Raw genomic sequence first — 23,567 nt, 5'->3', positions numbered from 1 at the left:
ACAGGGAGGAGGGGAAAGGTTAGGCCGGTTTGGTCCAGCCCTTGTCCAGTGCCCAGATGGCGAAGGCGTAGTTGAGCGCGGTTTCCTTCAGGCGATCAAAACGCCCCGACGCCCCGCCGTGCCCGGCCTCCATATTGATCTTGAGCAGGATGGGCGACCCCGACGTGGTGTATTCGCGCAGCTTGGAGGCCCACTTCATCGGCTCCCAGTAGGTGACGCGCGGATCGGACAGGCCGCCCGTGGCCAGAACCGGCGGATAGGCCTTGGCCGTCACATTGTCATAGGGCGAATAGGAGGCGATATATTCGTAAGCCGCCTTGTCTTCCAGCGGGTTACCCCATTCCGGCCATTCGGGCGGCGTGAGCGGCAGGGAGGTGTCGCTCATGGTGTTGAGCACATCGACGAACGGCACCTGACCGATCACGCCGCCCCACAGGTCCGGACGCAGGTTGGCAATGGCCCCCATCAGCATACCGCCGGCCGAGCCGCCCTGCGCCACGATGCGGCCCTTAGCACCATAGCCATTAGCGATCAGATGCTCCGCCGCGGCAATAAAGTCGGTAAACGTGTTCTTTTTCTTGAACTTTCGACCGTCCAGGAACCAGTTATACCCCTTTTCCGTGCCGCCGCGGATATGCGCTATGGCGTAGATAAAGCCGCGATTGACGAGGCTGAGGGTCGAAACCGAGAAGGTCGGCTCCATCGAAATGCCGTAGGAGCCGTAGCCGTAGAGCAGCAGGGGCGCCGAGCCGTCCAGCTTGGTATCCTTTTTCATTAGCACCGTCACCGGCACCTCGGCCCCGTCCGACGCCTTGGCATAGAGACGCTTGGCGACATAGTCGGCGGGGTTATGGCCCGACGGCACGACCTGCGTCTTGCGCAGCACCCGTTCCTTGGTCGCCATGTCGTAATCATAGGTCTGGGCCGGGGTGGTCGGTGAGGTGTAGGTGTAGCGCATCACCGTCGTGTCGTATTCCATCGACCCGCCCAGACCCAGCGCATAGGCCTCTTCCTTCACCGCGATCTCGTGCTCGCTGAGGTCGGCCTTTTTGGTGATGACGATGCGCGAATTGGCGTTTTCGCGTTCGGTACGCACCATATGGTCCTTGAACAGGCCAAAACCGGTAACGTAGATGCCCGGACGGTGCGCAATCCACGGCTTCCATGTTGAGCGCGCCGGGACGGCAGCGGTTGAGGTCATGATCTGGAAATCGACCGCACCGTCGGCATTGGTCAGGATAACGAAGCGATCATCCCAGTGATCGACGCTGTATTGCACGCCCGTGTGACGCGCCTCAACGATCACGGGGGCAGCGGTCGGCGTTTTGGCCGGGATCAGGCGCGCCTCCGAGGTTTCGTGGTCATTGATGCTGATCAGGATGAATTGCTCATCCGAGGTCAGGCCAACGCCCATGAAGAAGCCGGGATCGGTTTCCTCATAGACCAGCACGTCTTCACCGCCCTTGGCCGGGCGGCGGTAGAGTTTGGATGGGCGACCATTATCGTCGCGGAAGGTCCAGAAGATATATTGCGAATCCGGCGTGAAGACGAAATCGCCCGTGGCGCTTTCGACCGGCTTGCCCAACACTTGCCCCGTGGCGAGGTCCTTGACGTAAATTTTATAGACCTCAGAGCCTTGCGTGTCCTCGGCCCAGGCGTAGAGCGTGTGATCAGGGCTGTGGGTGGTGGTGGCCGTTGAATAATATTCGTGGCCCTTGGCGGCGGCGTCTTCGTCCAGCAGGATTTGCTCATCGGCCGGGATTTTGGCGAAGGGCACGGTTTCGCTGCTGATCTTGTCCTTGCTGCGCGGCTTGCGGGCATTGATCGGGTGCTGACCGCCGATATTGTAGCGGACATAATATTCCCACTGGCCATCGGGCGCAGGCACCGACGAATCGTCTTCCTTGATGCGGCCCTTGATCTCTTCGAAAATGGTCGTCTGAAGCGCCTCGGTCGGCTTCAGCAGGGCGGCCGTATAGGCGTTTTCCTCAATCAGTTGCGCCTTGACGTCGGCCTTGATGGCGGCGGGATCACGCAGCACTGCCTGCCAGTTGTCATCCTTCATCCAGAAATAGTCGTCGGTGCGCTTGAAGCCCAGTTGCTCGATCGTATGCGGCGTCTTCAGGGGCTTGGGGGCGGGGGTTTTGGACATCAGACTCTCTGCGGCGAAGACGGAGGAAGGGGCAGCCAGCGCACCGGCACTCAGGGCCACGGTGGCCCCGGCGCTATAATTCAGGAAATTTCGGCGATTGAGGCCACGAACCGGCGGGTTTTTCATAGGGGCACCTTTGACAAATTGCATTCGGGACGCAAGGATGAATTGGGTGAGAGGTTGATACGATCCACCATCGGACGTCAACTTACGCCTTGTTTATTTGTGATGGTGCTTTGGGCATGGTTTTGGCCCATTTGGGGGGTAAGACATAGGACATGGATGCTGACCTGACCCTCGACCTGATCGAAGCCACCGTTCAGATTGACCAGCCGGTCAATGATCAGAAGCGCATGGTGGGGACAGGCTTCCTTGTGTCTGTTCCGCGCGAAGGGGCCGCCCCCGAAGTGGTTCTGGTCACCGCCGCCCACGTCTTTGAGCGTATGCCGCAGAACGAGGTACGTATCGGCTGGCGCGTCAAGGCCGCCAATGGCACCTGGCAATATAGCCCCACCCGCATCCCCATCCGTAATGAGGCAGGCCCGCTGTGGACGCAAAATCCCCGACAGGACATCGCCGTCATCGCCGTTCAGGTGCCACCCTCCTATAAGGACAAGGCGATCCCTTTGAGCTGGCTGGCCGATGAGCGCTCGTTCGATCAGTGGCACGTCTCGCCCGGCGACGAAATGATGACGCTCGGCTATCCGCACGGCTATTCGGCCAATACGATCGGCTTTCCCATCCTGCGCGCCGGTCGGCTGGCCTCATATCCGGTGGGGCCGGTATCGAGCTTTCCGACCTTTCTGATCGACCTGACGGCCATTCCGGGCAATTCCGGCGGCCCGGTGTTTATGACCGAACATACCGAGCGCGCCCCGGGGGCCGATGCGCCGAAGGCGACTCTGGTGTCCGGTATCCTGACCAAGCAGGTGGAGGTCAATGCCCAGCGCCTTGAACTGGGTCTCGTCACCCATGCCGTCTTTGTGCGCCAGACCATCGAGCAGTTGTTCGTCGCGCGGGGTCAGGCCCCCGGCGTCAAGGTCGGCGTCACCTCATCGGCTGCGCCGCCGCCGGTGGTGGTTGTGCCGAAAAAGCTCTCCCCCAGAGAGGCCGCCGGCGCGGCAGCGGCCGGACAATCCAAGAGCAAGCCCTGAGCCTCAGAGACCCTCGGACAGGGCCTCCAGCGAGGCCGCTCCGGCGGTGATGGCGGTGTGCAGGGCCTGCGCGTGCGACAGGATATGCGCGGCAAAGAGCTTCCACAGTTCGACCTTGGCCTTCAGCCATGCCTGATCGCCGTCATTGGCTTTGAGACGCGCCGTCGCTTCGACCGCGCCGCGCAACAGGACATAGCCGCCGACCACATCGCCGGTCAGTTTCAGATAGGCGGTCGCCCCGGCCTGTACGTCTGCCGGTCGGGCTTTCTTCTGCGCCACCAGCCACAGGCTGGCGGTTTCAAACGCCGTCAGGGCGGTTTCAAGCTGTGCGATCGACGCTTTAAGATCGTCACTTAAATCATTGTTTTGAATATAGGATTGGATATCCGCTTTAAGCTCCAGTGCCGAGGCGGCGTCGTCACCCAGCTTGCGCCCCACAAGGTCGCCGGCCTGAATGCCATTGGTCCCTTCGTAGATGGGGGCAATACGCGCGTCGCGGTAATGCTGGGCCGCGCCGGTCTCTTCGATAAAGCCCATGCCGCCGTGCACCTGCACCCCGGCCGAGGCCACTTCGACACCGATATCGGTCGCCCATGCCTTGGCGACGGGGACCAGAAAATCCTCACGGCGCTTCACGCGGGCGTCGGCGTTCAGGCGATAATCGTCGGCGGCCATGGCCGTCAGCAGGCAGATGCCGCGTGCCGCTTCGATCTTGGCCCTGGACAGGGCCAGCATCAGGCGCACATCCGGGTGGTCGAAGATCGGGGCCTTCTTTTCGCCGGTGAGGACCGAATTGCCCTGACGACGGTCACGCGCATAGGCCAGCGCCTGCTGATAGGCGCGTTCGGCAATGCCCACGCCCTGTACGCCGACGGCCAGACGCGCGGCGTTCATCATGGTGAACATGGCCATCAGCCCCTGATGCGGCTGCCCGACCAGTTCGGCCTTCGCGCCCTCAAACGCCATGACGCAGGTGGGCGAGGCGTGGATGCCCAGCTTGTGTTCCAACCCGACGGCGCGCAGGGCATTGCGTTCACCCAGAGAGCCGTCTTCGTTGACGAGGTATTTCGGGCATAAAAACAGAGAGATACCGCGCGTCCCTTCAGGTGCGCCGGGAAGTCGCGCCAGCACCAGATGCAGGATATTGTCGCGCGTTTCGTGATCGCCCCAGGTGATATAGATCTTCTGCCCGGTCAGGCGGTAGGCATCGCCATCCGGCACGGCCTGACTGGTCAGAAGCGCCAGATCGGAGCCCGCCTGCGGCTCGGTCAGGTTCATGGTGCCCGACCATTCCCCGCTGGTCAGATGCGGCAGATAGAGCGCCTTCTGACGCTCGGTGCCGTGGTGGTGCAAAGCCTCGATGGCCGCCTGAGACAGGGTGGGATAGAGGGCAAAGGCCATATTGGCGGCGTGGAACATCTCATAGGCCACCATTTCCAGCGCCTTGGGCATGGCCTGCCCGCCGTGTTCCACCGGGGCGCCCAGACCGGCCCAGCCACCTTCGGCAAAGGCGGAGACGGCTTCGGCAAAGCCAGGTGCCACGGTGACCTTATCGTTTTCGAGCTTCGCGCCGTGCGTATCGCCCACGCGGTTGAGCGGGGCCAGCACCTCTTCGGACAACTGCCCGGCGGCGTCGAGAATCGCATCCAGCAGATCGCCGTCGAAATCGGGATAGGCGGAACTCTGGTACAGGCGCTCAATGCCCGTTACCGCCGTCAGGCTGAATTTGAGATCCGCGAGCGGGGCACGGTAGGTCATGGGATTTCCTCAGCTTTTATTCTACTGATTTCCTGATGACGCATGACGTGGCGGCAGGGAAATTCACAGTTCCGTGAACTTCCCTTAGGACACAAGAGAAAAGACGCGCAAAACAGGGCAGGGCTTGATATGTAATTTTATTAGTTACATATAGCCGTTGATTTTGCACGCCGCATCGGCATAGTGTTCCGCAACGCACATCTGAGGAGTCGTTCCATGACGCCCGCCACCTATCACCGCGCCTCGCGCTACCTGCACTGGGCCATGGCCGCCCTGATCTTTTACATGGTCTTTCTGGGCTGGACGCTGGAGGACAAGGACGGGGGCCTGTTCTCGCGCTATCAGATGCACAAGTCGGTGGGCTTTCTGATCCTCTTGCTGACCTTTGTGCGCATCGGCCTGCGGGTGGCCTATAAGGCCCCGCCGGAGATTGAGGGGCCCAAATGGCAGATGGCGGCGGCGCGCGCCGTGCATATCGGATTTTATGTGCTGATGATCGGCCTGCCGCTGAGCGGCTGGGCACTGGTGTCAACGGCCAAGGTGCCGGTGCCGACCCTATGGTTCGGCGTCGTGCCGATCCCGCACCTGCCGCTGGGGCATGAGACGCATGAGGTGTTTGAGGCGCTGCATGGCCTGTTTGCCAAGCTGATCTTCTACGTCCTGATCCCGCTGCACGTTGGCGCGGCGCTTATGCACCATTTCATCCACAAGGATGACACGGTGACGCGCATGTTGCCGGGGCTGGAGCCCAAACCGACCCTCCTTCAAAGCGCGCTGAACGTCCGCTGGCTGGTGCCGGCCGTGGTGGTGGTTGGGGCCTTTGTGCTGGCCACCTTCATGATGCGCGGAGCCAGTGTGCCGGAACCGGCCCCCGTCGCCGCACCTGAAGTGGAAACGGTGGCCTCAGCGGAACCCGAAGCCGTAACCAGCGAATCGACATCGTCCACAGAATCGGCCTCATCATCCACAGAGGTGTCCGCAGCCGTGCCCGTATGGACGGTCAGCAAGGCGGCCTCATATATTCATTTCGCCACCACCTTTAACGGTGAGGCCATCAAGGGCGGTTTCGGCGGCTATACGGCGGATATCACCTTCGATCCGCAACGCCTCGATCAATCGAAGGCGACGGTGGTGATTGATCTGTCCTCGGTCAACAGCGGCGATTCCACCCGCGACGACACGCTGAAAAGCGACAGCTTCTTCAACACGGCCGCCACCCCCAAGGCAACCTTTAAGGCGACGACCTTCACCCAGACGGGGCCGGATAAGTATCTCGCTAAGGGCCGCCTGACCCTGCATGGGCAGACCAAACCGTTCGACCTGCCGTTTACGCTGAAAATCAACGGCAAACAGGCCGTGATGACCGCCACCGCCAAACTCAATCGTCTGGACTACGGGGTGGGTTCCGGCGAATGGACGGCCACGGACGCCGTGCCCAATGCCGTGTCGCTTGATCTCAAGGTCACGGCCACGACGAAATAGGGCTTACGCGCGCGCCGTGGTGTGATATGGCGCGCCATCCTTTTCTCCTCCCTGTCGCGTAGCGATGGGGAGGGGGACCCTCAAGCGCAGCGTAGAGGGTGGAGGGGGATAGCCCTTCTGTTTCAAGGGCTTCGGGCCTTCCGGCTCCCGAGTCACCCCCCTCCGTCGGCCTCGCTTCGTTCGCCGCCCCCTCCCCATGCCTGCGGCACAGGAAGGAGAGATAGAGTTATGTCAACTGTTACCGATGCCATTGCCGCGCTGGAACGCGGCGAACTGATCCACCTGCCGACCGAGACGGTCTATGGGCTGGGGGCGCGTGCCGATGATCCGTCAGCGGTGGCAAAAGTTTTTGAAGCCAAGGGGCGGCCGCGCTTCAATCCGCTGATCGTGCACGTGGCGTCGCTGGCGGCGGCCGAAGCCATAGGCGTGTTCGACGATCGCGCGCGGGCTCTGGCGCAGGCCTTCTGGCCCGGCCCCCTGACGCTGGTGGTGCCGGTGCGCGATACGCAAAAGGTCTGTGATCTGGCGCGTGCCGGGCTTGACAGCGTGGCGATCCGCGTGCCGTCGCATCCGTTGGCGCGCGCCCTTCTCGAAGGCTTTGCAGGCGGCGTGGTGGCCCCTTCGGCCAACCGATCAGGTCGCCCCAGTCCGACACGCTTTGCCGATGCGCTCAGCGAAACCGGGGCCTTTGTCGGGGCATCGGTCGATGGCGGTGATTGTCAGGTCGGGCTCGAATCTTCGGTGGTCAGCCTGCTGGGCGACGTGCGTTACCTGCGCCCCGGTGCCGTGACGCGGCGAGAGGTCGAGGCGATCGTCGGGCCTCTGGCCGATGACGCCGCCGAAGGGCACCGCTCACCGGGCCGTCTCAGCCTGCATTACGCGCCCGACGCACCTGTGGATATAGATGTGCAAAACCCGCCCGCCGACTGTGTGTATCTGGCCTTCGGCCCGGTGGATAAGGTTGTGGATTTTGCGGGGACACTCCTCAACCTCAGCCCTACGGGCAAGCTGTCGGAAGCCGCGGCCAACCTGTTCGCCTATCTGCGAGAGGCCGATGCGCATAAGCCCGCCCGTATCTGCGTCGCGCCGATCCCGTCGGAGGGGCTGGGCGAAGCGATCAATGACCGCCTCAAACGCGCTGCGGGGTTTGTGGGTTAAACGTCGGCGTGCTTGCGCGAAAAGGTCCACACCGTCTCTGACGAGTGTTCCGGCACAAAGCGATAGCCTTCGGAATCGAAGGCCTTGGCCGCTTGCGGATCGGTAATGCGGTGGTCGATGACGTAGCGCGCCATCAGGCCGCGCGCCTTCTTGGCAAAGAAGGAAATCATCGAGGTCTTGTCACCCTTGATCTCGAGAAATTTCACCTCAATGACCTTCAGCTTCAACGCCTTGGTCAGGGCGGCGCGGGCATATTCCTGACTGGCCAGATTGAGCACCGTGTCGCTGCCCGTGGCTTTCGCATCCGCCACGATCTCTTTGGCGATGCGGTCGCCCCAGAAGGCGTAGAGGGTACTGCCCTTGCCCGTTTCCAGACCGGTGCCCATTTCCAGCCGATAGGGCCGGATCAGGTCGAGCGGGCGCAGCAGACCATAAAGCCCCGACAATATCCGCACGTGATCCTGCGCGAAGGCCAGCCCCTCGGCATCAAGGTCCCGCGCCTTCAGACCCGTATAGACATCGCCATCGAACATCAGGGCGGCGGGTAGGGCGGCCTGATCGGCAAAGGCTTTGTAGCGCTGATGGTTGAGTTCCCCCAGCTTGGCCGAAATATCCATCAGCCGCTGCAGGTCAGCCGGTTTTTTGCCCTTCATCACCTTGAGCAGGCTCTGGGTCTCACGGGTAAAGCGCGGTTCGCTGGTCGGCAGAGGTGGCGAAACCGGCGTTTCGTCCAGGGATTTGGCAGGGGAAAGCAGCAGGATCATGCGGTTTGTTTAACGGCGAATCCCTGCGCTGCAAAGGGGGTTGCGGGCAGTGGTGTGTTCAATCCTGTGACATCGTATCTGTGGAGCCGGTGCGGAATGCCTGCTCGGGTATTTCTCAAATAAAGATTTGATAAGGATAAAGCAAAAATGCGCGTTTTTGGCGAGTTTTTAAGGGCTTTCATTGGGTAAAATGTTATATTTCTGAATTTTTAAGGAATTTAACTGCAAATTCTGAACCTTGTTCTGTGTTTGATTAGGCGTTGCGTACCTCACTGTGAGCTAAGGGGCAAAGATGAACGCGGAAAGAGGGCCTTCCGCAACTTACGGCAGCGTGCTTGTGCTTGATTCCGACCGGGATCAGGCGCGTGAAATGGCGCGTCAACTGAGCCGTCAGAACTGGACGTCTGTGCTGTGTTTCAATGAGGTCATGGCCACACGCACGCTACAGCATAACCGCTTTCAACTGCTGGTGATGGACGGCTATGTCGATGGCGTGGACATGCTGAAAAAGGTCGGCGGCCTCAAAAGCCTGATGCAGGACACGCCGATTGCCCTGATGTCCTTTGTCTGGAAGGGCGCGGGCGCCACTCAAAAGGTCCGCGAGCAGGCCTTGCAGGCCGGGGCGGATTTCATGCTGCCCAAACCCGTCGATCCGTCTGAACTGAAAATATTGCTGAGCGAGACGCTCAAGTTTCACCGCGCACGGCAGACGGACTTCCATGTGCTGGTCGTTGATCCGGACGTGCAACTGCGCACCTTTATCGGCATGACCCTGCAACAGGTGGGTTACAGGGTTAGTGTCGCCAACACGATGGAAGACGTGCTGTTTGACCACAATCTGGGTCTGGTCGATGCGGTGATAACCGCGGTGCTCATCCCCGGCATGGGCGGGGTCGAGGGTATCATGCAGTTACGCAAGGACTATCCGCACATCCGCACCCTGGCCATGTCCGAAGGCATCAATGACAAGATCGGCGCCATGCACGTGCTGGCGGCGGCCAAGGATGCCGGAGCGGATGAACTTTTGCCCAAACCGTTCGTCATACCCGAACTTATGACGGCTGTGGCGCGCATGGCCAAGCACCGCATTCAGGCGCGCAACGAAGAGGCCAAGGCCGCTCTGGACCCGACCAAGGTCGGCTGAGCCGATCCTGTTTTCGATTTAAAACAGAACGTGCGGGTTCATTATCCGTTTCGGATCGAGCGCCAGACGAATGGCGCGCATGGCTTCGACCGCTGCCGGGTCCTTGTACTGAAGCGCCTCCTGCGTCTTCATGCGCCCGAGACCGTGTTCGGCCGAGATCGAGCCTTCGTACTGATGCACCAGATCGTGCACCACCTTGGCCCCCTGATCGCGCAGGGCGTTAAATTCGGCGGCATCCATGCCTTCGGGGACGATGACATTAAAGTGCACATTGCCGTCACCGACGTGGCCAAAGGTGACCAGACGTGCGCCGGGCAGGAAGGCTTCGACCGCCGCCGCGCCCTTTTCGATATAGTCGGCCATCTGCGACAGGGGTACGGAGACGTCGTGCTTCCACGCCGCGCCCTCGACCTTTTCGGCGGCAGAGTGCTCTTCGCGCAGACGCCAGAAGGCCGCGGCCTGGGTTTCGTTCTGAGCAATGGCCGCATCGACGATCAGCTCTTCTTCAAACGCCGCCGTCAAAAGGCGCTCCATCGAGCCTTCCGCACCGTCCGGGTCGCCAGACGCCACCTCGATCAGGGCGTACCAGGGATACTCCCCTTCGAGCGGCTCGCGCGTGTCGGGGATGTTTTTCAGCACCAGCGACAGGCCATAGCGACCCATCAACTCAAAGGCTTCGACCTGACCGCCGGTTTCCTGCTTGGCGCGACCCAGAAGGTCGATGGCCTTCTGCGCGGTTTCAAAGCCAACAATGGCCACGCAGCGTGAATTCATTACCGGGAACAGTTTGAGCGAAGCGGCGGTGATGATGCCCAGCGTGCCTTCGGCGCCAATGAACATCTGCTTGAGGTCGTAGCCCGTATTGTCCTTGCGCAGGCGCTTCAGGCCATTGAAAACCTCCCCGTTGGGCAGGACGACCTCAAGGCCGGAGACCAGATCGCGCGTCACACCATACCGCAGGACCGCTGTGCCACCGGCATTGGTGCTGATCACGCCGCCGACCGTCGCCGTACCCTCAGCCGCCAGTGACAGGGGGAAGAAGCGATTGGCCTTTTCGGCGATTTCCTGCGCCTCAAGGAGGGTGATCCCGGCCTCCAGCACCATGGTGTCATCGGTGGGGGCCACGTCGCGGATGGCGCGCATACGCTCCAGCGATACAAGGATTTCGCCAAACGGAATCTGACCGCCCACAAGGCCCGTATTGCCACCTTGCGGGGTGATGGCGACGCCATGCGCGTTGCAGATTTTGACGACCTGCGACAGTTCTTCGGTGGTCTTCGGCAGGACCAGCAGCGGCGTGTGGCCTTTCCACTTGCCGCGCCATTCGGTCAGCTTGGCCGTCACGCGCAGTTCGTCATCGGACCAGCCGGCGTCACCGACCACGGCCTTGATCTCGGCGATCACTTCGGGCGCGACGGGGGGGCATTGGGCGAAATCACTGGCGGCGTCGGACATGCTGTATTACCTGCATAAAACGATGTGTGGTTCCGTTAGGTGAGAGGCTCTGGCAATGCAAGCCCCAAAAGTCTGTGTTGGCGTTGTTTGCGTCAGTTTCGATAAGGTGCTGCTGATCCGGCGGGGCCGTGAACCGCGCAAAGGTCATTGGTCCATTCCCGGCGGCAAGGTCGAGTGGGGCGAAAGCCTCAGAACGGCCGCTTTACGAGAATTGAAAGAAGAAACAGGGTGCAAGGCTGAACTTGGGCCCTTGATTGATGTCTATGAAATCATTGAGCCAGATTTTCATTATGCGCTGATTGACTATCTGGCGCATTGGACTGAGGGCGAACCGAAGGCAGCGGACGATGCCGATGAGGCCAGATTCGTTGGTTTCGGGGAGGCGCTGGTCTTGCTCGTCGATGAAGACCTGAGGGATGTCGTGCGTAAGGCACAGTACCTGATCAATAGCAAATAGGCTGAAAGCATGAACGAAAATCGGCGGCCTAACCTCCGGTTTTCGTAGCTATTCCTCCCGGTTGCGCTACACTGTGCACATAACCACTGAGGGGAGTCTCCATGTTCAGTATCTTCGCCGGCGTTCTGATCGTCGTGACCTTTTTCATCCTGTTTTCGGTCATCAAGATCGTCCCGCAGGGCCGGGAATTTACGGTCGAACGCTTTGGCCGCTATACCCGCACGCTCAAGCCCGGCATCTCCTTCCTGACGCCTTTCATCGAAACGGTGGGCAAGAAGGTCAATATGATGGAGCAGGTGTTCGACGTGCCGCAGCAGGACGTGATCACCAAGGACAATGCCATCGTCAAGGTGGACGGGATCGTCTTCACGCAGGTGATGGATGCCGCTGCGGCTGCGTATCGCGTCGATAATCTCAACAATGCCATCACGCAGCTCGCCATGACCAATCTGCGCACCGTGGTCGGTTCGATGGAGCTGGACGAAGTGTTGTCGCAGCGCGATTCGATCAATACGCGGCTCCTGACCGTTATCGACCACGCCACCTCGCCCTGGGGCATCAAGGTGACACGCATCGAGATCAAGGACCTGCGCCCGCCGCACGACATTACCGACGCCATGGCGCGTCAGATGAAGGCCGAGCGTGAGCGTCGCGCCCTGATCATCGAAGCCGACGGTGAGCGTCAGGCCGCTATTGCCCGCGCCGAAGGGGCCAAGCAGGCCGCTGTACTTGAAGCCGAAGGGCGCAAGGAAGCCGCCTTCCGCGACGCCGAAGCGCGCGAACGCGCCGCCGAAGCCGAAGCCAAGGCGACCCAGATGGTGTCGGACGCCATCGCTTCGGGCGACACCAAGGCCATCAACTACTTCGTGGCGCAAAAATATGTCGAAGCCTTTGCCGGTTTCGCCAATTCAGCCAATACCAAGACCCTGATTCTGCCAGCCGATCTGGCGTCTCTGTCGGGGTCCGTTGCCGGTGTGGCGGAGTTGTTGAAGACGGTGACGGATCAGGCTCCGGCCTCGCGGAGCAAGTAACGGAGGAGAGTATGCTGGAGTTTTTGCTGGCTGAGCCGCAGGGGCGGCAGCTTTTCTGGGCGTGGCTGATTATTGGCGGGTCGCTGCTGGCGTTTGAAATTGTCATCGGTACGCAGTGGCTTCTGTGGCCTGCGGCCGCCGCCGTGATCGTGGCGGTTGTTACCCTAACCGGGGCCCCGGCCAACCTGCTGGTGCAGATCGTTATTTTCTGCGTCCTGACGCTGATTATGACGCTTCTGTCGCGGCGTTTCCTCAAGCCCCCCTTGGCGGAAGGGGCCGATATCAATGACCCGCACCATCGACTGATCGGGCAGGAGGCGACGGTGATTGACGCCTTCGATGACCTCGAAGGTCAGCGCGTCAATGGCCGCGTCATCTTCGATGGCGTCGAATGGCCGGCCCAGAGCGAACGCACGGACGCGCCCATTGCCCTGTCCGAAAAGGTCCGCATTCTGGCGGTCAGCGAAGGTAAGCTGATCGTCACAAGGGTTTGATAGGACGTAGATAACTTCGAAAGTCGATGCAATCGGCTTGACTTACGGTACGTCAATCCCCTGTCATCGGCAAAACGATACAGGGAGACGACCTCATGACCTCTGAAACCGCCCCGGTTCATCCGCTGATCAGCCCCGCCGAATGGGCCATCCGTAAGGATCTGGCGGCGCTTTATCGTCTGGTGGCGATGTTTGGCTGGGACGATACCATCTTCACCCATATTTCGGCCCGCGTCCCGGCGAAGGACTCGCTTGTGGCCGGGCCGGATGGGCCGGTGGTGTCGCAGGTCGATCATTTCCTGATCAATCCCTACGGCACTTTTTTCGAGGAGATGACGGCCTCGGCGCTGGTCAAGGTCGATCTGGAGGGCCAGATTGTAGGCGCGGCCGACGCCTTTGTGAATCCGGCGGGCTTCACCATCCATAGCGCCCTGCACGCCGCCTGTCCGGATGCGCATGTGGTCATCCACCTGCATACGGACGCCATGACCGGCGTGTCGGCGCAAAAGGAGGGCCTGCTGCCCCTGACGCAGAACGCCCTGCTGCTGGGGCCGCATCTGGCCTATCACGCCTATGAGGGCGTGGCGCTTGATCACGATGAACGCCAGCGTATCGTCGCCGATCTGGGGCAAAAAAAGATCATGCTGTTGCGCAACCATGGTGCGCTGGCCTATGGTGGCTCGGCGGCCGAAGCCTTTACCCTGATCTATTTTCTGGAGCAGGCCTGTCGGCAGCAGATTGCCGCCCTGTCGGCCGGACGCGGCGGCGTATTGGAAGCGCCACAGGACGTGCAGGACAAGGTGGCGCCACTAGGGGCCGGTGTCGGTTTTGTATCCGGTCTGTTGTGGCCGGGGCTGATGCGGCGGCTGGAGCGTCAGTATCCCGGCTGGGATCGCTAAAAGGGGGTAGGTTTGCGCAAGCGGGGGCGGTGGATTTTGGCAGTGGTGCTGGCCCTGTCGCCAGCGACCGTTTGCGCCTCGGCCTGGGGGCCGGACAGTGGGGCGAGCGAAGTCATCGTCAAGGCCGAGGTGGTCACGGCCAGTAAGGGGTTCGACGCGTCCGGCACGGCCGCGATTGACCTGCCGCACTGGGAAGAAAAGCGCGTGACGGTCTTTGCCGAACGCGGGGTGCACGACCTGCTGAGTGTGTTCGCCAAGGCGAATATTCAGGATATTCAAACCTCTGTGGACAGTTTCTCAGGTTTGGGCTCTGTCGAGATCGGGCTGAAGACGCCGCTCTATCGCTCCGATCGCAGTGCGCTGAGCGCCAGTGTGTCGTTGGATGGCTTTGGCAAGGGGCGGCGTGACGAGTTTTCTGTGCCCGGTGATGAAGACCCGGATATCGAGGTGCGCCTTTATGGCGGCCATAGTTTCGAGGCGCGCAAGGTGCCGATGTTTGTCGATGCGCAGGTCGCTAGGCGGGCCCGCAGCGGGTCAAATGCCGATCAGTGGCGGGTGGATATGACCGTCGGGGCGCGGCCTTCGCCCAAATGGATCGTGATGGCTCAGGTGTTTGCGGGTAAGACGGATCGACTGAACGGTTTTGAGGCCAAATGGACGCACGTGGAAACCAGCGCCGTGCGCTTTTTCGATGCCAAACAGACGCTGGGCGTGCAGTTTGGCCTGCGTCAGACGGTCAGTGGCGAGAATGTGCCGAAGTCGAGTGCGGTGACCATCGGGCTTTGGAAACGGTTTTGAAGGGCGAGGGGCCTTCACCCGTAACTTGGAGCAGAACGCCCAGCCAGAGTTATTGCAGACAGTTATGGGGTTTGGGGCCAACTGGCCCCAAGACCTTAAAGCGCTTCTGCCAACCGCAAAAAGTCCGCCGGGCTGATATTTTCAGCGCGCAGGGTCGGATCAATCCCAACCTTGGCCAGCAGGGTCTCGCCGCCCAGCGCCTTTAACGAGGCCCGCAGCATCTTGCGACGCTGACCAAAGGCCGCGGCGGTGAGGGTTTCCAGATTGCGGATGACGCGCGCCTCGGGGCGTTCGGCCTTGGGGATCAGGCGCACTACGGCGCTATCGACCTTGGGCGGCGGGGTGAAGGCGCGCGCCGGCAGGTCCATCAGCTTTTCACAGTCGCACAGGACCTGAGAGATGACCCCCAGACGGCCGTAATCATCGTCCCCGACCGGCGCGACGACGCGCAGGGCGACCTCAAGCTGAAACATCAGGGTCAGGGATTTGGGCTGCCACGGCCCGGTCAGCCACTTGATCAGCAGGGGTGTCCCGACATTGTAGGGCAGGTTGGAGACCAGATGCGCCTGCGATGGCAGGCTACGTTCGGCCAGCAGGGCGGGCTCATCGACCTTCAGCGCATCGGCTTCGACCACGCTGAAACGGCCGGGATAGGCCGTATCCAGTTCCGTCAGCAAGTCGATAAACCGCGCGTCCTTTTCGACGGCCAGCACATAAGCGGCTTCGCTTTCCAGTGCGGCGCGCGTCAGACCGCCGGGACCGGGGCCGACCTCGATCACCACCTGACTGTCGAAGCTATTGCCGCCCTCCTGCCCCAGACGCACGATCTTGCGCGTCACATTGAGGTCGAGCAGGAAGTGCTGACCGAAGCTCTTTTTGGCCATCAGGCCGTGGGCTTCGAGGCTTTCGCGGAGGGAGGGCAGGGTCATTTACGTGGTTTTTTGGGCTCGGTTCAGGCTGATGTCGTGGGCGGCCCGGATGGCGTTGATCAGGCTGTCGGGGCGGGCTATGCCCTTGCCGGCAATGGCAAAACCGGTGCCGTGATCCGGAGACGTCCGTACAAGGGGCAGGCCGAGGGTTATATTGACCCCGCCCCAGAAGTCCAGCGTCTTAAGCGGAATCAAGCCTTGATCGTGATACAGGCACAGGGCGGCGTCATAGGTGCGACGCGCCTCCGCGTGGAAAAGCGTGTCGGCGGGCAGGGGACCTGAGATGTCCAGCCCTTCGGTGCGCAAGGCCACCACCAGAGGTTGTAACAGATCGACTTCCTCGCGCCCGATGGTGCCGTCTTCACCCGCATGAGGATTGAGTCCGGCCAGCACCAGCCGCGGTCTGGCCACGCCGAAGTCGCGGATCAGGGCTTCGTGGGTGACGTGGGCAAGGCTGCGAAGGGGCTCTGCCGACAGGTGCGCTTTCACCTCGGACAGCGGGATGTGGATGGTGGCCAGCACGACGCGCAGGGCGCTATCATTGGCGGCATCGGGTGCGGTCAGCATCATGACCGGGCCGCGCGTGCCGGGATAGGGGGTATCGGCGGTCAGGTCACCCAGATATTCCGTGTGGCCGGGAAAGGCGAAGCCGGTGGCGTAGAGCACCGACTTGGCGATGGGGGCGGTAACGAGGCCGCGCGCCTCACCGGACAGGCAAAGCGCGACGCCTTCGCGTATCCAGCCGGTAATGTGCGGCGCATGGACCGGATCGGGCTGACCGGGACGGGCGGGGGCGCTTAGCGGGCGGTCGAGAACCGGCAGGCCATCGGGAAAGGCGGCTATGGTTTCGGACAGGTCATGGATAGGCCGAACCGGCCCCAGAGACGCCAGCAGATCGGCATCGCCCAGTACCGCGAAAGCGTAGTCGGTCCGTGATCTGAGAGCCGCCCACGCCTTGTGAACCAGTTCCGGCCCTGTGCCGCAGGGATCACCCAGGCTGAGGATCAGCGGCGCCGTGATGGGCGGGCGCAACGCCCTTACCGGCTTTCGATGGTGGCACCGTCGCGGATGTCACGCAGATAGCGGCGGCCCAGCATGGCGACCTTTTGCTGCGTCAGGCGTTGTTCGACCTGTTCGCGCGAAGGAACATCATCACCGGCGGCGGTCTTGTCGCAGACATAGACCACATTGATATTCATGGCGTTTTTCATCGGCTCGGTGCTTTGGCCGACCTTGAGCGGTTGCAGCGCCGAGGCGTATTCCGGCTTTAAGTCGCTGAGGGTCGTAAAGCCGAGATCGGCGACGCTGACCTGACCATTGCCCTTTTCGTTATTGAGAGCGTCACAGGTCGGATACTTGGCGCGGAAGCTGGCCAGAGCTCGCATGGCCGAATCCCCCCCGGTCAGCGGTACGGCGGCCTGTTTCAGGCGCACCTTGGCGTCGGCCTTACCTTCCTTCTTTTCGCGCAGATAGTAGATATAGACGCCTTCGTCGGTGACGATCGGACGTGTCATCTGCCCCGGATTCATGCCCTTGAGCACGGTTTCAACCTTGGGGTCAATGGTACCAGAGACCAGCCAACCCGCGTCACCGCCATTGGCCGCCGACGGGGCGTTGGAAAACTGCCGTGCCACCGACTGAAACGGCGCGACGCCCTGCGCGATCTGATCGAACAGTTGCTGCGCCCCGGCCTCGGCCTCTTTCTGACCACCGGCGACTTCCGGATCGATCAGGATTTCGGCCACCAGATATTGCGGCTTCTGGCTATCTTCGGTCAGCTTGGTCATGAAGGCATCGACCTGATCCTTGCCGACGCGCGCCTTGGGGCGGAAACGGCCATTGACCAGTTGCCCCCAGGCGATTTCTGCCTTGATCTGATCGCGCAGGGTCTGCGCTTCGATGCCGGCGCGCTTCAGTTCGGCCAGAAGCTGATCCTTCGACAGGCCCGACTGCTGCGCCATATTGCCGATTTCCTCGTCGATTTCCTCATCGGAGACGGTCAGCTTGAAGTGGTCGGCTTCGGCCAGTTGTAAGTGCTCATCGATCAGCGCGCGCAGGGCCTGCTGCTGAAACGCCGCGTAGTTTTGCTGCGTGACCTGCACACCCGAGGTGATGATCAGCAACAGCATACGCTGCTTGAGATCGTAGGACGAGATCAGCTTGTCATTGACCAGCGCCACGACCCCTTCGCCCAGCGGGCGCGCCTGCGCCGCCGGTTGGGCGGTCGTCTGCGCGACGGCCGGAAGGCCCGACAGGGTGAGGCAGGTGCAAAGCAGCAGCGCGGAACGGCGGAAGGCAACGGAGGTCATGTCGTCGTTTTAATCTTTTCAACAAAGCGGCGCTGCGGCCGGGTCGGGCAATCTATAAACCATACGGCTCTTAGCGTACATTGACAAAATCATCGTCCGATGGCGCCAATGTGGCAAGACTTATCCGAACCGAAATAGACTCGCTGGCCTTGCCAGGGATCTCTTGCAGCAGGGCCGTTTCGTCGCGTTGATAGACCAGTTCAAAGCGCGCGCAGTCATCCTTGTAGATGACGGAGGCTTCGGAACGCAGCCAGCGTTCGCGCATCAGGTCACGGCTGACCTGCGCCGACACGCCCCAGTTGGTCGTGAAGAAATGCTGACCGAACAGTTGCAGGTCGTGGTACTTTTCGGTGGTACCGATGCGCCCGTCGTCAAGGAATACGGGGCCGGTCTTGTCGTATTGATGGCGAACCGTCAGTTGCGTGCGGCTGCTCATATAGCTGGCGCCGCTTTCACCGCGACGGATCGTGCCGTCATCGCCAATACGCTGGCGCGTATAAAGGCGCAGGCCCTTGCCCGTATCGACCTCGGCCTGCACAACCCAGTCCGATTTGGTATTGGCCAGACTGGAAGCATCGTATTTGTAGGTCCGGTTGCCGACCTTGTAGGTGCGGTAGAAGTTTTCTTCCGGATTTTGACGCAAGGCTCGCCCCAGAAGCGTGGAGATGCGCAGGCCCGAATCATAGCTGAACTGGGTCTTCAGCCCTACATTCAGGCGTTTGCCGCCCTCGTAAAGGTCGAAACCGGGGGAACGGTTGGCCTTGAACAGGGTGGTCGCATCGACTTCGAACGCATTGGAGTCTTCGTTGGTGAGGAAGGGTTCGACCTGCGAATCGGGCGACAGGGCCAGTTGCGCGATCGGCTCGACGATCACGGTCAGGCCGTTGAACTTGCGCAGCAGCGGGTAGGAGACGTCGAGGCCGACCGTGCCGAGGCTGCGTGACACCCGCCGCGTATCCTCTTCGCCGGGTTGCAGGGCATATCCGGTCTTGTAATAGTCGCGCAGATAGTATTCGTCGTGACGCGCGTCGAGGAAGGGCGCGACCTTGATGCCGCCGGGGGTGACCATGCCGCGCCGCCACGACAGACCGATATTGGCGCGCGCCGTATCAACGGACCCGCGATTATTCGGATCGGCGATGTCGGGGGCCAGAAAAATATCCGTCGAAGGCGTCGTTTTGCGAATGATGGACACGGCATTGGCCGACAGGGTCAGACGCCCGCCCAGTATCTCCTTATCCGGCGACCAGTAGGCGTCGATCATCGGCGCGACGGCAGGTTGTGTCCGGTCGCGTTCCGCCAGATAGAGAACCGGGCTAGACGCCAGATCGGAACTCAGGCGGTGCTGACCGGCAATCGCGAGGCTCTGGAACGAAAACAGCGAGACGCTGAAGAAGGCCGTATCGGTCTGACGCACCAGATTGATCTGACTGATCAGGCGGCGCGAATTGCTCGAAAAATCGCCGGCATAGGGGAAGCCCTCATCGACCTTATAGCGTTCGTAAAAGTTCGATATCGGCTGATTGACCGCGATAGGCTGTGAGGTGGGCGCGGTGTCTGGCCCCGACCACGACAGCAGACCGTTGCTTGTCTTGTCCCACACGCGTTGTGCGGTGAAATTCCAGCGCCAGTCTTCGTTGATATCGAACTTGCCATCGACCAGCATGAAGCCACGGGTGGCGCTGTCGCCCCATTTGCGGCCCTTGTTGTCGAAAAAGCGCTCATTGGTGACGCCAAAGCGGCTATGCAGATCACCGGAATAGAAGCGGCGGTTCAGTTCGAGATACAGAAGCGGATTGAGCTTGCTCGAAAATTCCGGGCTGATGATGATGTCCGTATAGGGCGATACCGCCCACAGGTACGGCAGTTCCAGGGTCGCCCCGCGACGCCCTGAAAAACCGGGCTTGGGCATGAGGAAGCCGGAGCTGCGCTTGGCCGTCACGTCGGCGTGCCACAGGACCGGCATGTAGAAGACCGGCACGCCCTTGGCCTTGATGACGGCGTTGCGGTAGATCACCACGCGGTGCTTCTTGTCCTGCGTGATCGAACTGGCCTGAATGTGCCAGGTCGGCTCCTGCGTCACATTGTCCTTCACGCACAGTTCGCAGGGTGTGAAAATGGCTTCGCTGAGACGGTTGGTCTGTTCGTCCAGACGTTCCACCTTGTTGGCGAACAGCTTCGACTGCTCGGTGTCGATATAGGCGATACGGTCGCCGGTACCGGAGGAATGCTCGTTATCGACCTCCAGCCGGTCGGCGTATTGCACCGAGCCATCGGGATTGATCGTCTGAACATTGCCAGTGGCCACCGTCTTGCCCGTCGTCTGATCGTAGCGGACTTCATCAGCGCGAATCAGGCGGCCTTCCCAGCGCATTTCCACCTTGCCACGGGCGACCATGATGTTCTCTTCGGGCGAAGTGACTTCATCGGCGGTGATAAAGGCCCCGTCTTCACCCAGTCCGTCGTCCGGCAGGGGCGGATCGGCGGGTTTGCTGTCGGCGGGATTGTCCTTGCCATTCAGGCGGTCGCGTTCGGCCTTGAGGAGCTGTTCGTCGCTCAGGCGCGCATTCATGACCATCGGCGAAGGCTGCGGCTGAGCCGGGGTGTCTGTCTGGGCCAGAGTGACGGCAGGCAAGGCCGCGCTTTCGGCGGCAGGCGCGCTGGAACGCCGGGGGCGGGTCACCTTGGGCGCTTCGGAAGGGCTGACTGCGACGGTTTCGGTCGTGCCGTGGGCGACGGAAACCGCCGGAGCCGCGTCTTTGGATGGTTCAGACCGGGGCGCGGGGAGAGGGGAGGACGTCGCTACCACGGGCGCGGGTGTTGCCACCGCTTCCACCGCCGGTGCGGTGAGCTCTGTCTCATCGGCGAAAAAGCGAACGCCTTTGAGGCGTAGGTCACCGTCCGCTTCGGCATCCGGGCGCGCAGCGGCCTGACCGCTGACGACGCCAGCGGCTACGAGGGTCAGGACTCCTACGCTCAGCTTGAGCGACGCTTTTCTCATAATCGGTGTACCTGATGGAAGGGAACGCGGAACAAACGCTTCGGCTGATTTGGCTAACAATAGGTTGTCAGACGGCGGGGGCGGCAACGAATTTTGACGTTTGGTTTCGGGCCTGTCGCCTGCGAGACGCAAACATCGAACACCGTGCCCTAACCGTCCTCAGTATAAACAAGCAATGTCATCGCCGTCAAAAAGGCGGCGAAGGGGGTGGCCCAGCCGGCGAGAAAGGCGGGGATAACCTCGGCCTTTCCCAGTGAGCCACAGAGCTGGTTGAGGAAAAACACCATAAAGCCCAACACGATACCCGACAGGGTCAGACGCGCAAGCCCGCCAATCCGCATCAGGCGCAGGCTGAAGGCGGCCCCCAGCGCGGTCATGGCCGCGAACATCAGTGGGGTGGCCAGCAATTGATTCAGGCGCAAAACGTATCCGGCGGCAGAGAATCCTGACGATTCGATCTGGGCGATGGTACCGGGCAGTTGCCAGAAATTGGTGGATTGCGGCGCCGCGAAGCGGTTGAACGCCCGCTCCGGGCTCAGGTTTGAACCAATGGACAGGGTGTTATAATAAAGGGTTGTCTCACCCGGCTTGCTGACCCGCGCGCTTTTGAGCTGCCAGGTGCCGGGCCGCAGCACCGCTTCCGACGCATCAATGCGTGTCAGAAAACGCGGAATTTCCGTTTCATCAAGCGAGAAGGTCCAGAAGCTGGCGTCGATCAGGCGCCCGTCTTCGCTCTGCTTACGGGCATGGATAACCGTCTGCTGCTTGCCGTCGCCTTGCCGCAGATAGATTTCACCCGACTTCGCACGGGTGTCCGATTGCGACTGCTGAGCGGCAAAGCGGTCATACTGATCCGCCAGCACTGTGGCGACGGGGTTAAGTACGGTAACGGTCAATGCGCCCAAAATCGCCGCCATCCCCGCAGCGGGCAGGACAAAGCGCCAGGCCGACATACCGGCGGCGCGCATGGCGATCAACTCGGAACGGCGGTTCAGCCCCACAAAGGCCGACAGGGTGCCGAACAGGAAGGCAAAGGGCAGCAGGACCAGAATGATATTGGGGGATTTGAGCATCAGCAGACCGACGATCTGAAAACTGCTCAGGTCGCCGCGCTGACCCAGCGACTTCGAAATTTCAACGTAGTCAATCAGGAAGATAATGCTGGAGACCACCACAAGCGCCGTGCCTATGGCCATCAGGCAGCGCGTGATGATGTAGGTCGTCAGGCGCTCACGACGCCACGGATTGACATAGGCCAGCAGGTTCAGAGCGGCGGTGACCGGGTTCATGCCTGACCTCCGATGGGCGTCAGTTCCGTCAGGTCTTGCGTACGCTTCGCCTTGCCGCGCACGCAGGTACGGTCGTTTTTATGGATGATGGACAGACAGACCCAGATCAGGGCCACCGGCACGACATATTGTAGGATGTTGAGTACCGGCGTGTTGGCGCATCCCGCTTCGATAGCGAAGCCGACGATGCGGATACCGGCGGCGATAAACGACACCGTGGCGATGCGTCGCCCATAACCCTGACGGCTGAACGCGCCGCCCAGGACGCCCACAACCGCCAGCAAACAGAAGCCCAGATTATACAGCGGGCCGGAAATGCGCGCGTGGCCTTCGGCCATCAGCTTGGTCCAGTTGCCGTTTTCCCACTCCATGGCGCGGTTGGGGAAGAAGAGTTCGTGCGGGAAGCGGTCGGAATCCTTGAAGTGCAGATAGTCTTCCGAGATCACGTACTGCGATATATCAAAGGAGTATTCGGCAAAGGTCAGGTGGTTCAGCACGCCTTCCGGCGACAATTGCTGGGTCGAGCCGTCGCGCAGGATCAGGACCTGTCCGCCCTTGGCCGGGGTGATGACGCGGCCTTCGCGCGCCGAATAGGTGCGGTCAAGGCCATGCGGGCCGGGTGTGCGGATAAAGATTTGCCGCAGCAGGCCGCTTTGATCAATCCGCTGCACGTAGATCGTCATGCCGGATGGCGTCGTCGAAAAATCGCCTTCGCGCACAGCGGCGGCAATGACGTCGGTCTTGATCTTGAACAGTTCTTCGCGCATGGCGCGTGAGGCGGCGGGCTGGATGAACAGGGTCATCAACAGGCCCATCAGGGTGATATAGACGCCAAAACGCACCACCGGTGAGGCGATGCGCCACAAGGACATGCCGTTGGCATAGCCGGCCACAATTTCATGGTCATTGTGCATACGGTTGAGCGCCACCAGCGTGCCGACAAAGATGGCCACCGGAAAGATCAGGCCGGACAACTGCGGCAGAGCCAGGAAGGTGATTTTCAGGAAGGTGCTCAGGCTCTGGCCGCGTTCAACGATGACGTCAAACTGGGTCAGGGATTGCGACAGGATGGCGATAGCCGTCAGGGCGGCAATCGCCCCCAGAATCGGCGTGCGCATCTGGCGCGAGATGTAACCTTCGATCGTACGCAATGGCCAGCCTGAAAAAGTTTAAAAGAAACAAAGATGGCACTTAGATATCGGCCTTGTCGAAATCATGGCCGCGCACCGCCTATACGATCTGTTTTGACCGCATACACAGGCAATAGCAAGCCATCTACCGCAGTGCAGTAGA

19 protein-coding genes are annotated in these 23,567 nt (G+C 61.2%); 9 read left to right on the top strand and 10 right to left on the bottom strand.

Going from position 1 to position 23,567, the window contains the following annotated elements:
• Positions 1-19: 19 nt before the first annotated feature.
• Entirely contained in the window at positions 20-2,278 is a 2,259-nt protein-coding gene (locus EM6_RS15215) for a S9 family peptidase (protein ID WP_126423971.1), read from the bottom strand.
• Between the two features lie 152 nt (positions 2,279-2,430).
• On the opposite strand from EM6_RS15215, the gene EM6_RS15210 reads away from it, so the two are divergent.
• Positions 2,431-3,306 (top strand): trypsin-like serine peptidase, encoded by an 876-nt coding sequence (locus EM6_RS15210; protein ID WP_126423970.1) that lies wholly within the window; start codon positions 2,431-2,433, stop codon positions 3,304-3,306.
• Positions 3,307-3,309: 3 nt separating this feature from the next.
• Here the strand turns inward: EM6_RS15210 and EM6_RS15205 are convergent, their stop codons facing one another.
• A complete protein-coding gene (locus EM6_RS15205) occupies positions 3,310-5,064 on the bottom strand; it encodes an acyl-CoA dehydrogenase (RefSeq protein WP_126423969.1) in 1,755 nt (584 codons plus the stop codon).
• Between the two features lie 216 nt (positions 5,065-5,280).
• Here EM6_RS15205 and EM6_RS15200 point away from each other — a divergent pair, with 216 nt between their 5' ends.
• Both EM6_RS15200 and EM6_RS15195 read left to right on the top strand, forming a co-directional pair.
• Positions 5,281-6,546 (top strand): YceI family protein, encoded by a 1,266-nt coding sequence (locus tag EM6_RS15200; protein ID WP_126423968.1) that lies wholly within the window; start codon positions 5,281-5,283, stop codon positions 6,544-6,546.
• Between the two features lie 228 nt (positions 6,547-6,774).
• The gene (locus EM6_RS15195) at positions 6,775-7,704 is read left to right on the top strand and encodes an L-threonylcarbamoyladenylate synthase (RefSeq protein ID WP_126423967.1); all 930 of its coding nucleotides are present in this window, start codon (positions 6,775-6,777) and stop codon (positions 7,702-7,704) included.
• Here EM6_RS15195 and yaaA read toward each other — a convergent pair.
• Positions 7,701-8,468: a peroxide stress protein YaaA gene (yaaA, locus tag EM6_RS15190; protein ID WP_126423966.1), complete on the bottom strand. Its 768-nt coding sequence runs from the start codon at positions 8,466-8,468 to the stop codon at positions 7,701-7,703. The genes EM6_RS15195 and yaaA overlap by 4 nt on opposite strands.
• Before the next feature lie 292 nt (positions 8,469-8,760).
• Between yaaA and EM6_RS15185 the strand changes: the two genes are divergently transcribed.
• Positions 8,761-9,612: a response regulator gene (locus EM6_RS15185; protein WP_126423965.1), complete on the top strand. Its 852-nt coding sequence runs from the start codon at positions 8,761-8,763 to the stop codon at positions 9,610-9,612.
• Positions 9,613-9,630: 18 nt separating this feature from the next.
• Here EM6_RS15185 and EM6_RS15180 read toward each other — a convergent pair whose 3' ends face one another.
• Positions 9,631-11,067, bottom strand: a complete 1,437-nt coding sequence (locus EM6_RS15180) for an FAD-binding oxidoreductase (RefSeq protein WP_126423964.1) — start codon at positions 11,065-11,067, stop codon at positions 9,631-9,633.
• Positions 11,068-11,122: 55 nt separating this feature from the next.
• On the opposite strand from EM6_RS15180, the gene EM6_RS15175 reads away from it, so the two are divergent.
• The 5 genes from EM6_RS15175 (at position 11,123) to EM6_RS15155 (ending at position 14,746) form a co-directional block, all read left to right on the top strand.
• On the top strand, positions 11,123-11,524 hold the full coding sequence (locus tag EM6_RS15175) for an NUDIX hydrolase (RefSeq protein WP_126423963.1): 402 nt from the start codon (positions 11,123-11,125) through the stop codon (positions 11,522-11,524).
• 101 nt (positions 11,525-11,625) lie between these two features.
• Complete coding sequence (locus tag EM6_RS15170; RefSeq protein WP_126423962.1) at positions 11,626-12,555, top strand: SPFH domain-containing protein; 930 nt, start codon at positions 11,626-11,628, stop codon at positions 12,553-12,555.
• Between the two features lie 11 nt (positions 12,556-12,566).
• A complete protein-coding gene (locus tag EM6_RS15165; RefSeq protein WP_126423961.1) occupies positions 12,567-13,049 on the top strand; it encodes an NfeD family protein in 483 nt (160 codons plus the stop codon).
• Positions 13,050-13,144: 95 nt separating this feature from the next.
• Complete coding sequence (locus EM6_RS15160; protein ID WP_126423960.1) at positions 13,145-13,948, top strand: class II aldolase/adducin family protein; 804 nt, start codon at positions 13,145-13,147, stop codon at positions 13,946-13,948.
• Between the two features lie 36 nt (positions 13,949-13,984).
• Complete coding sequence (locus tag EM6_RS15155) at positions 13,985-14,746, top strand: hypothetical protein (protein ID WP_126423959.1); 762 nt, start codon at positions 13,985-13,987, stop codon at positions 14,744-14,746.
• 95 nt (positions 14,747-14,841) lie between these two features.
• On the opposite strand, the gene rsmA is transcribed toward EM6_RS15155, so the two are convergent.
• The 6 genes from rsmA to EM6_RS15125 all read right to left on the bottom strand — a co-directional run bounded on the left by rsmA (position 14,842) and on the right by EM6_RS15125 (position 23,425).
• On the bottom strand, positions 14,842-15,675 hold the full coding sequence (gene rsmA / locus EM6_RS15150) for a 16S rRNA (adenine(1518)-N(6)/adenine(1519)-N(6))-dimethyltransferase RsmA (RefSeq protein ID WP_126423958.1): 834 nt from the start codon (positions 15,673-15,675) through the stop codon (positions 14,842-14,844).
• Positions 15,676-16,707, bottom strand: coding sequence for a 4-hydroxythreonine-4-phosphate dehydrogenase PdxA (gene pdxA / locus EM6_RS15145; RefSeq protein ID WP_126423957.1), 1,032 nt, complete (start codon positions 16,705-16,707; stop codon positions 15,676-15,678).
• Positions 16,708-16,712: 5 nt separating this feature from the next.
• Complete coding sequence (locus EM6_RS15140) at positions 16,713-17,984, bottom strand: peptidylprolyl isomerase (RefSeq protein WP_126423956.1); 1,272 nt, start codon at positions 17,982-17,984, stop codon at positions 16,713-16,715.
• A 70-nt stretch (positions 17,985-18,054) separates the two neighbouring features.
• Positions 18,055-20,985, bottom strand: a complete 2,931-nt coding sequence (gene lptD, locus EM6_RS15135; RefSeq protein WP_126423955.1) for an LPS assembly protein LptD — start codon at positions 20,983-20,985, stop codon at positions 18,055-18,057.
• A gap of 149 nt (positions 20,986-21,134) precedes the next feature.
• The gene (locus tag EM6_RS15130; RefSeq protein WP_126423954.1) at positions 21,135-22,274 is read right to left on the bottom strand and encodes an LptF/LptG family permease; all 1,140 of its coding nucleotides are present in this window, start codon (positions 22,272-22,274) and stop codon (positions 21,135-21,137) included.
• The gene (locus tag EM6_RS15125) at positions 22,271-23,425 is read right to left on the bottom strand and encodes an LptF/LptG family permease (RefSeq protein ID WP_126423953.1); all 1,155 of its coding nucleotides are present in this window, start codon (positions 23,423-23,425) and stop codon (positions 22,271-22,273) included. Before EM6_RS15125 ends, EM6_RS15130 begins: the two co-directional genes overlap by 4 nt.
• Positions 23,426-23,567: the final 142 nt, after the last annotated feature.

Source organism: Asticcacaulis excentricus, from assembly GCF_003966695.1.
Classification (GTDB): Bacteria; Pseudomonadota; Alphaproteobacteria; order Caulobacterales; family Caulobacteraceae; genus Asticcacaulis; species Asticcacaulis excentricus_A.
This window is presented reverse-complemented; position numbering and strand designations above follow the sequence as displayed.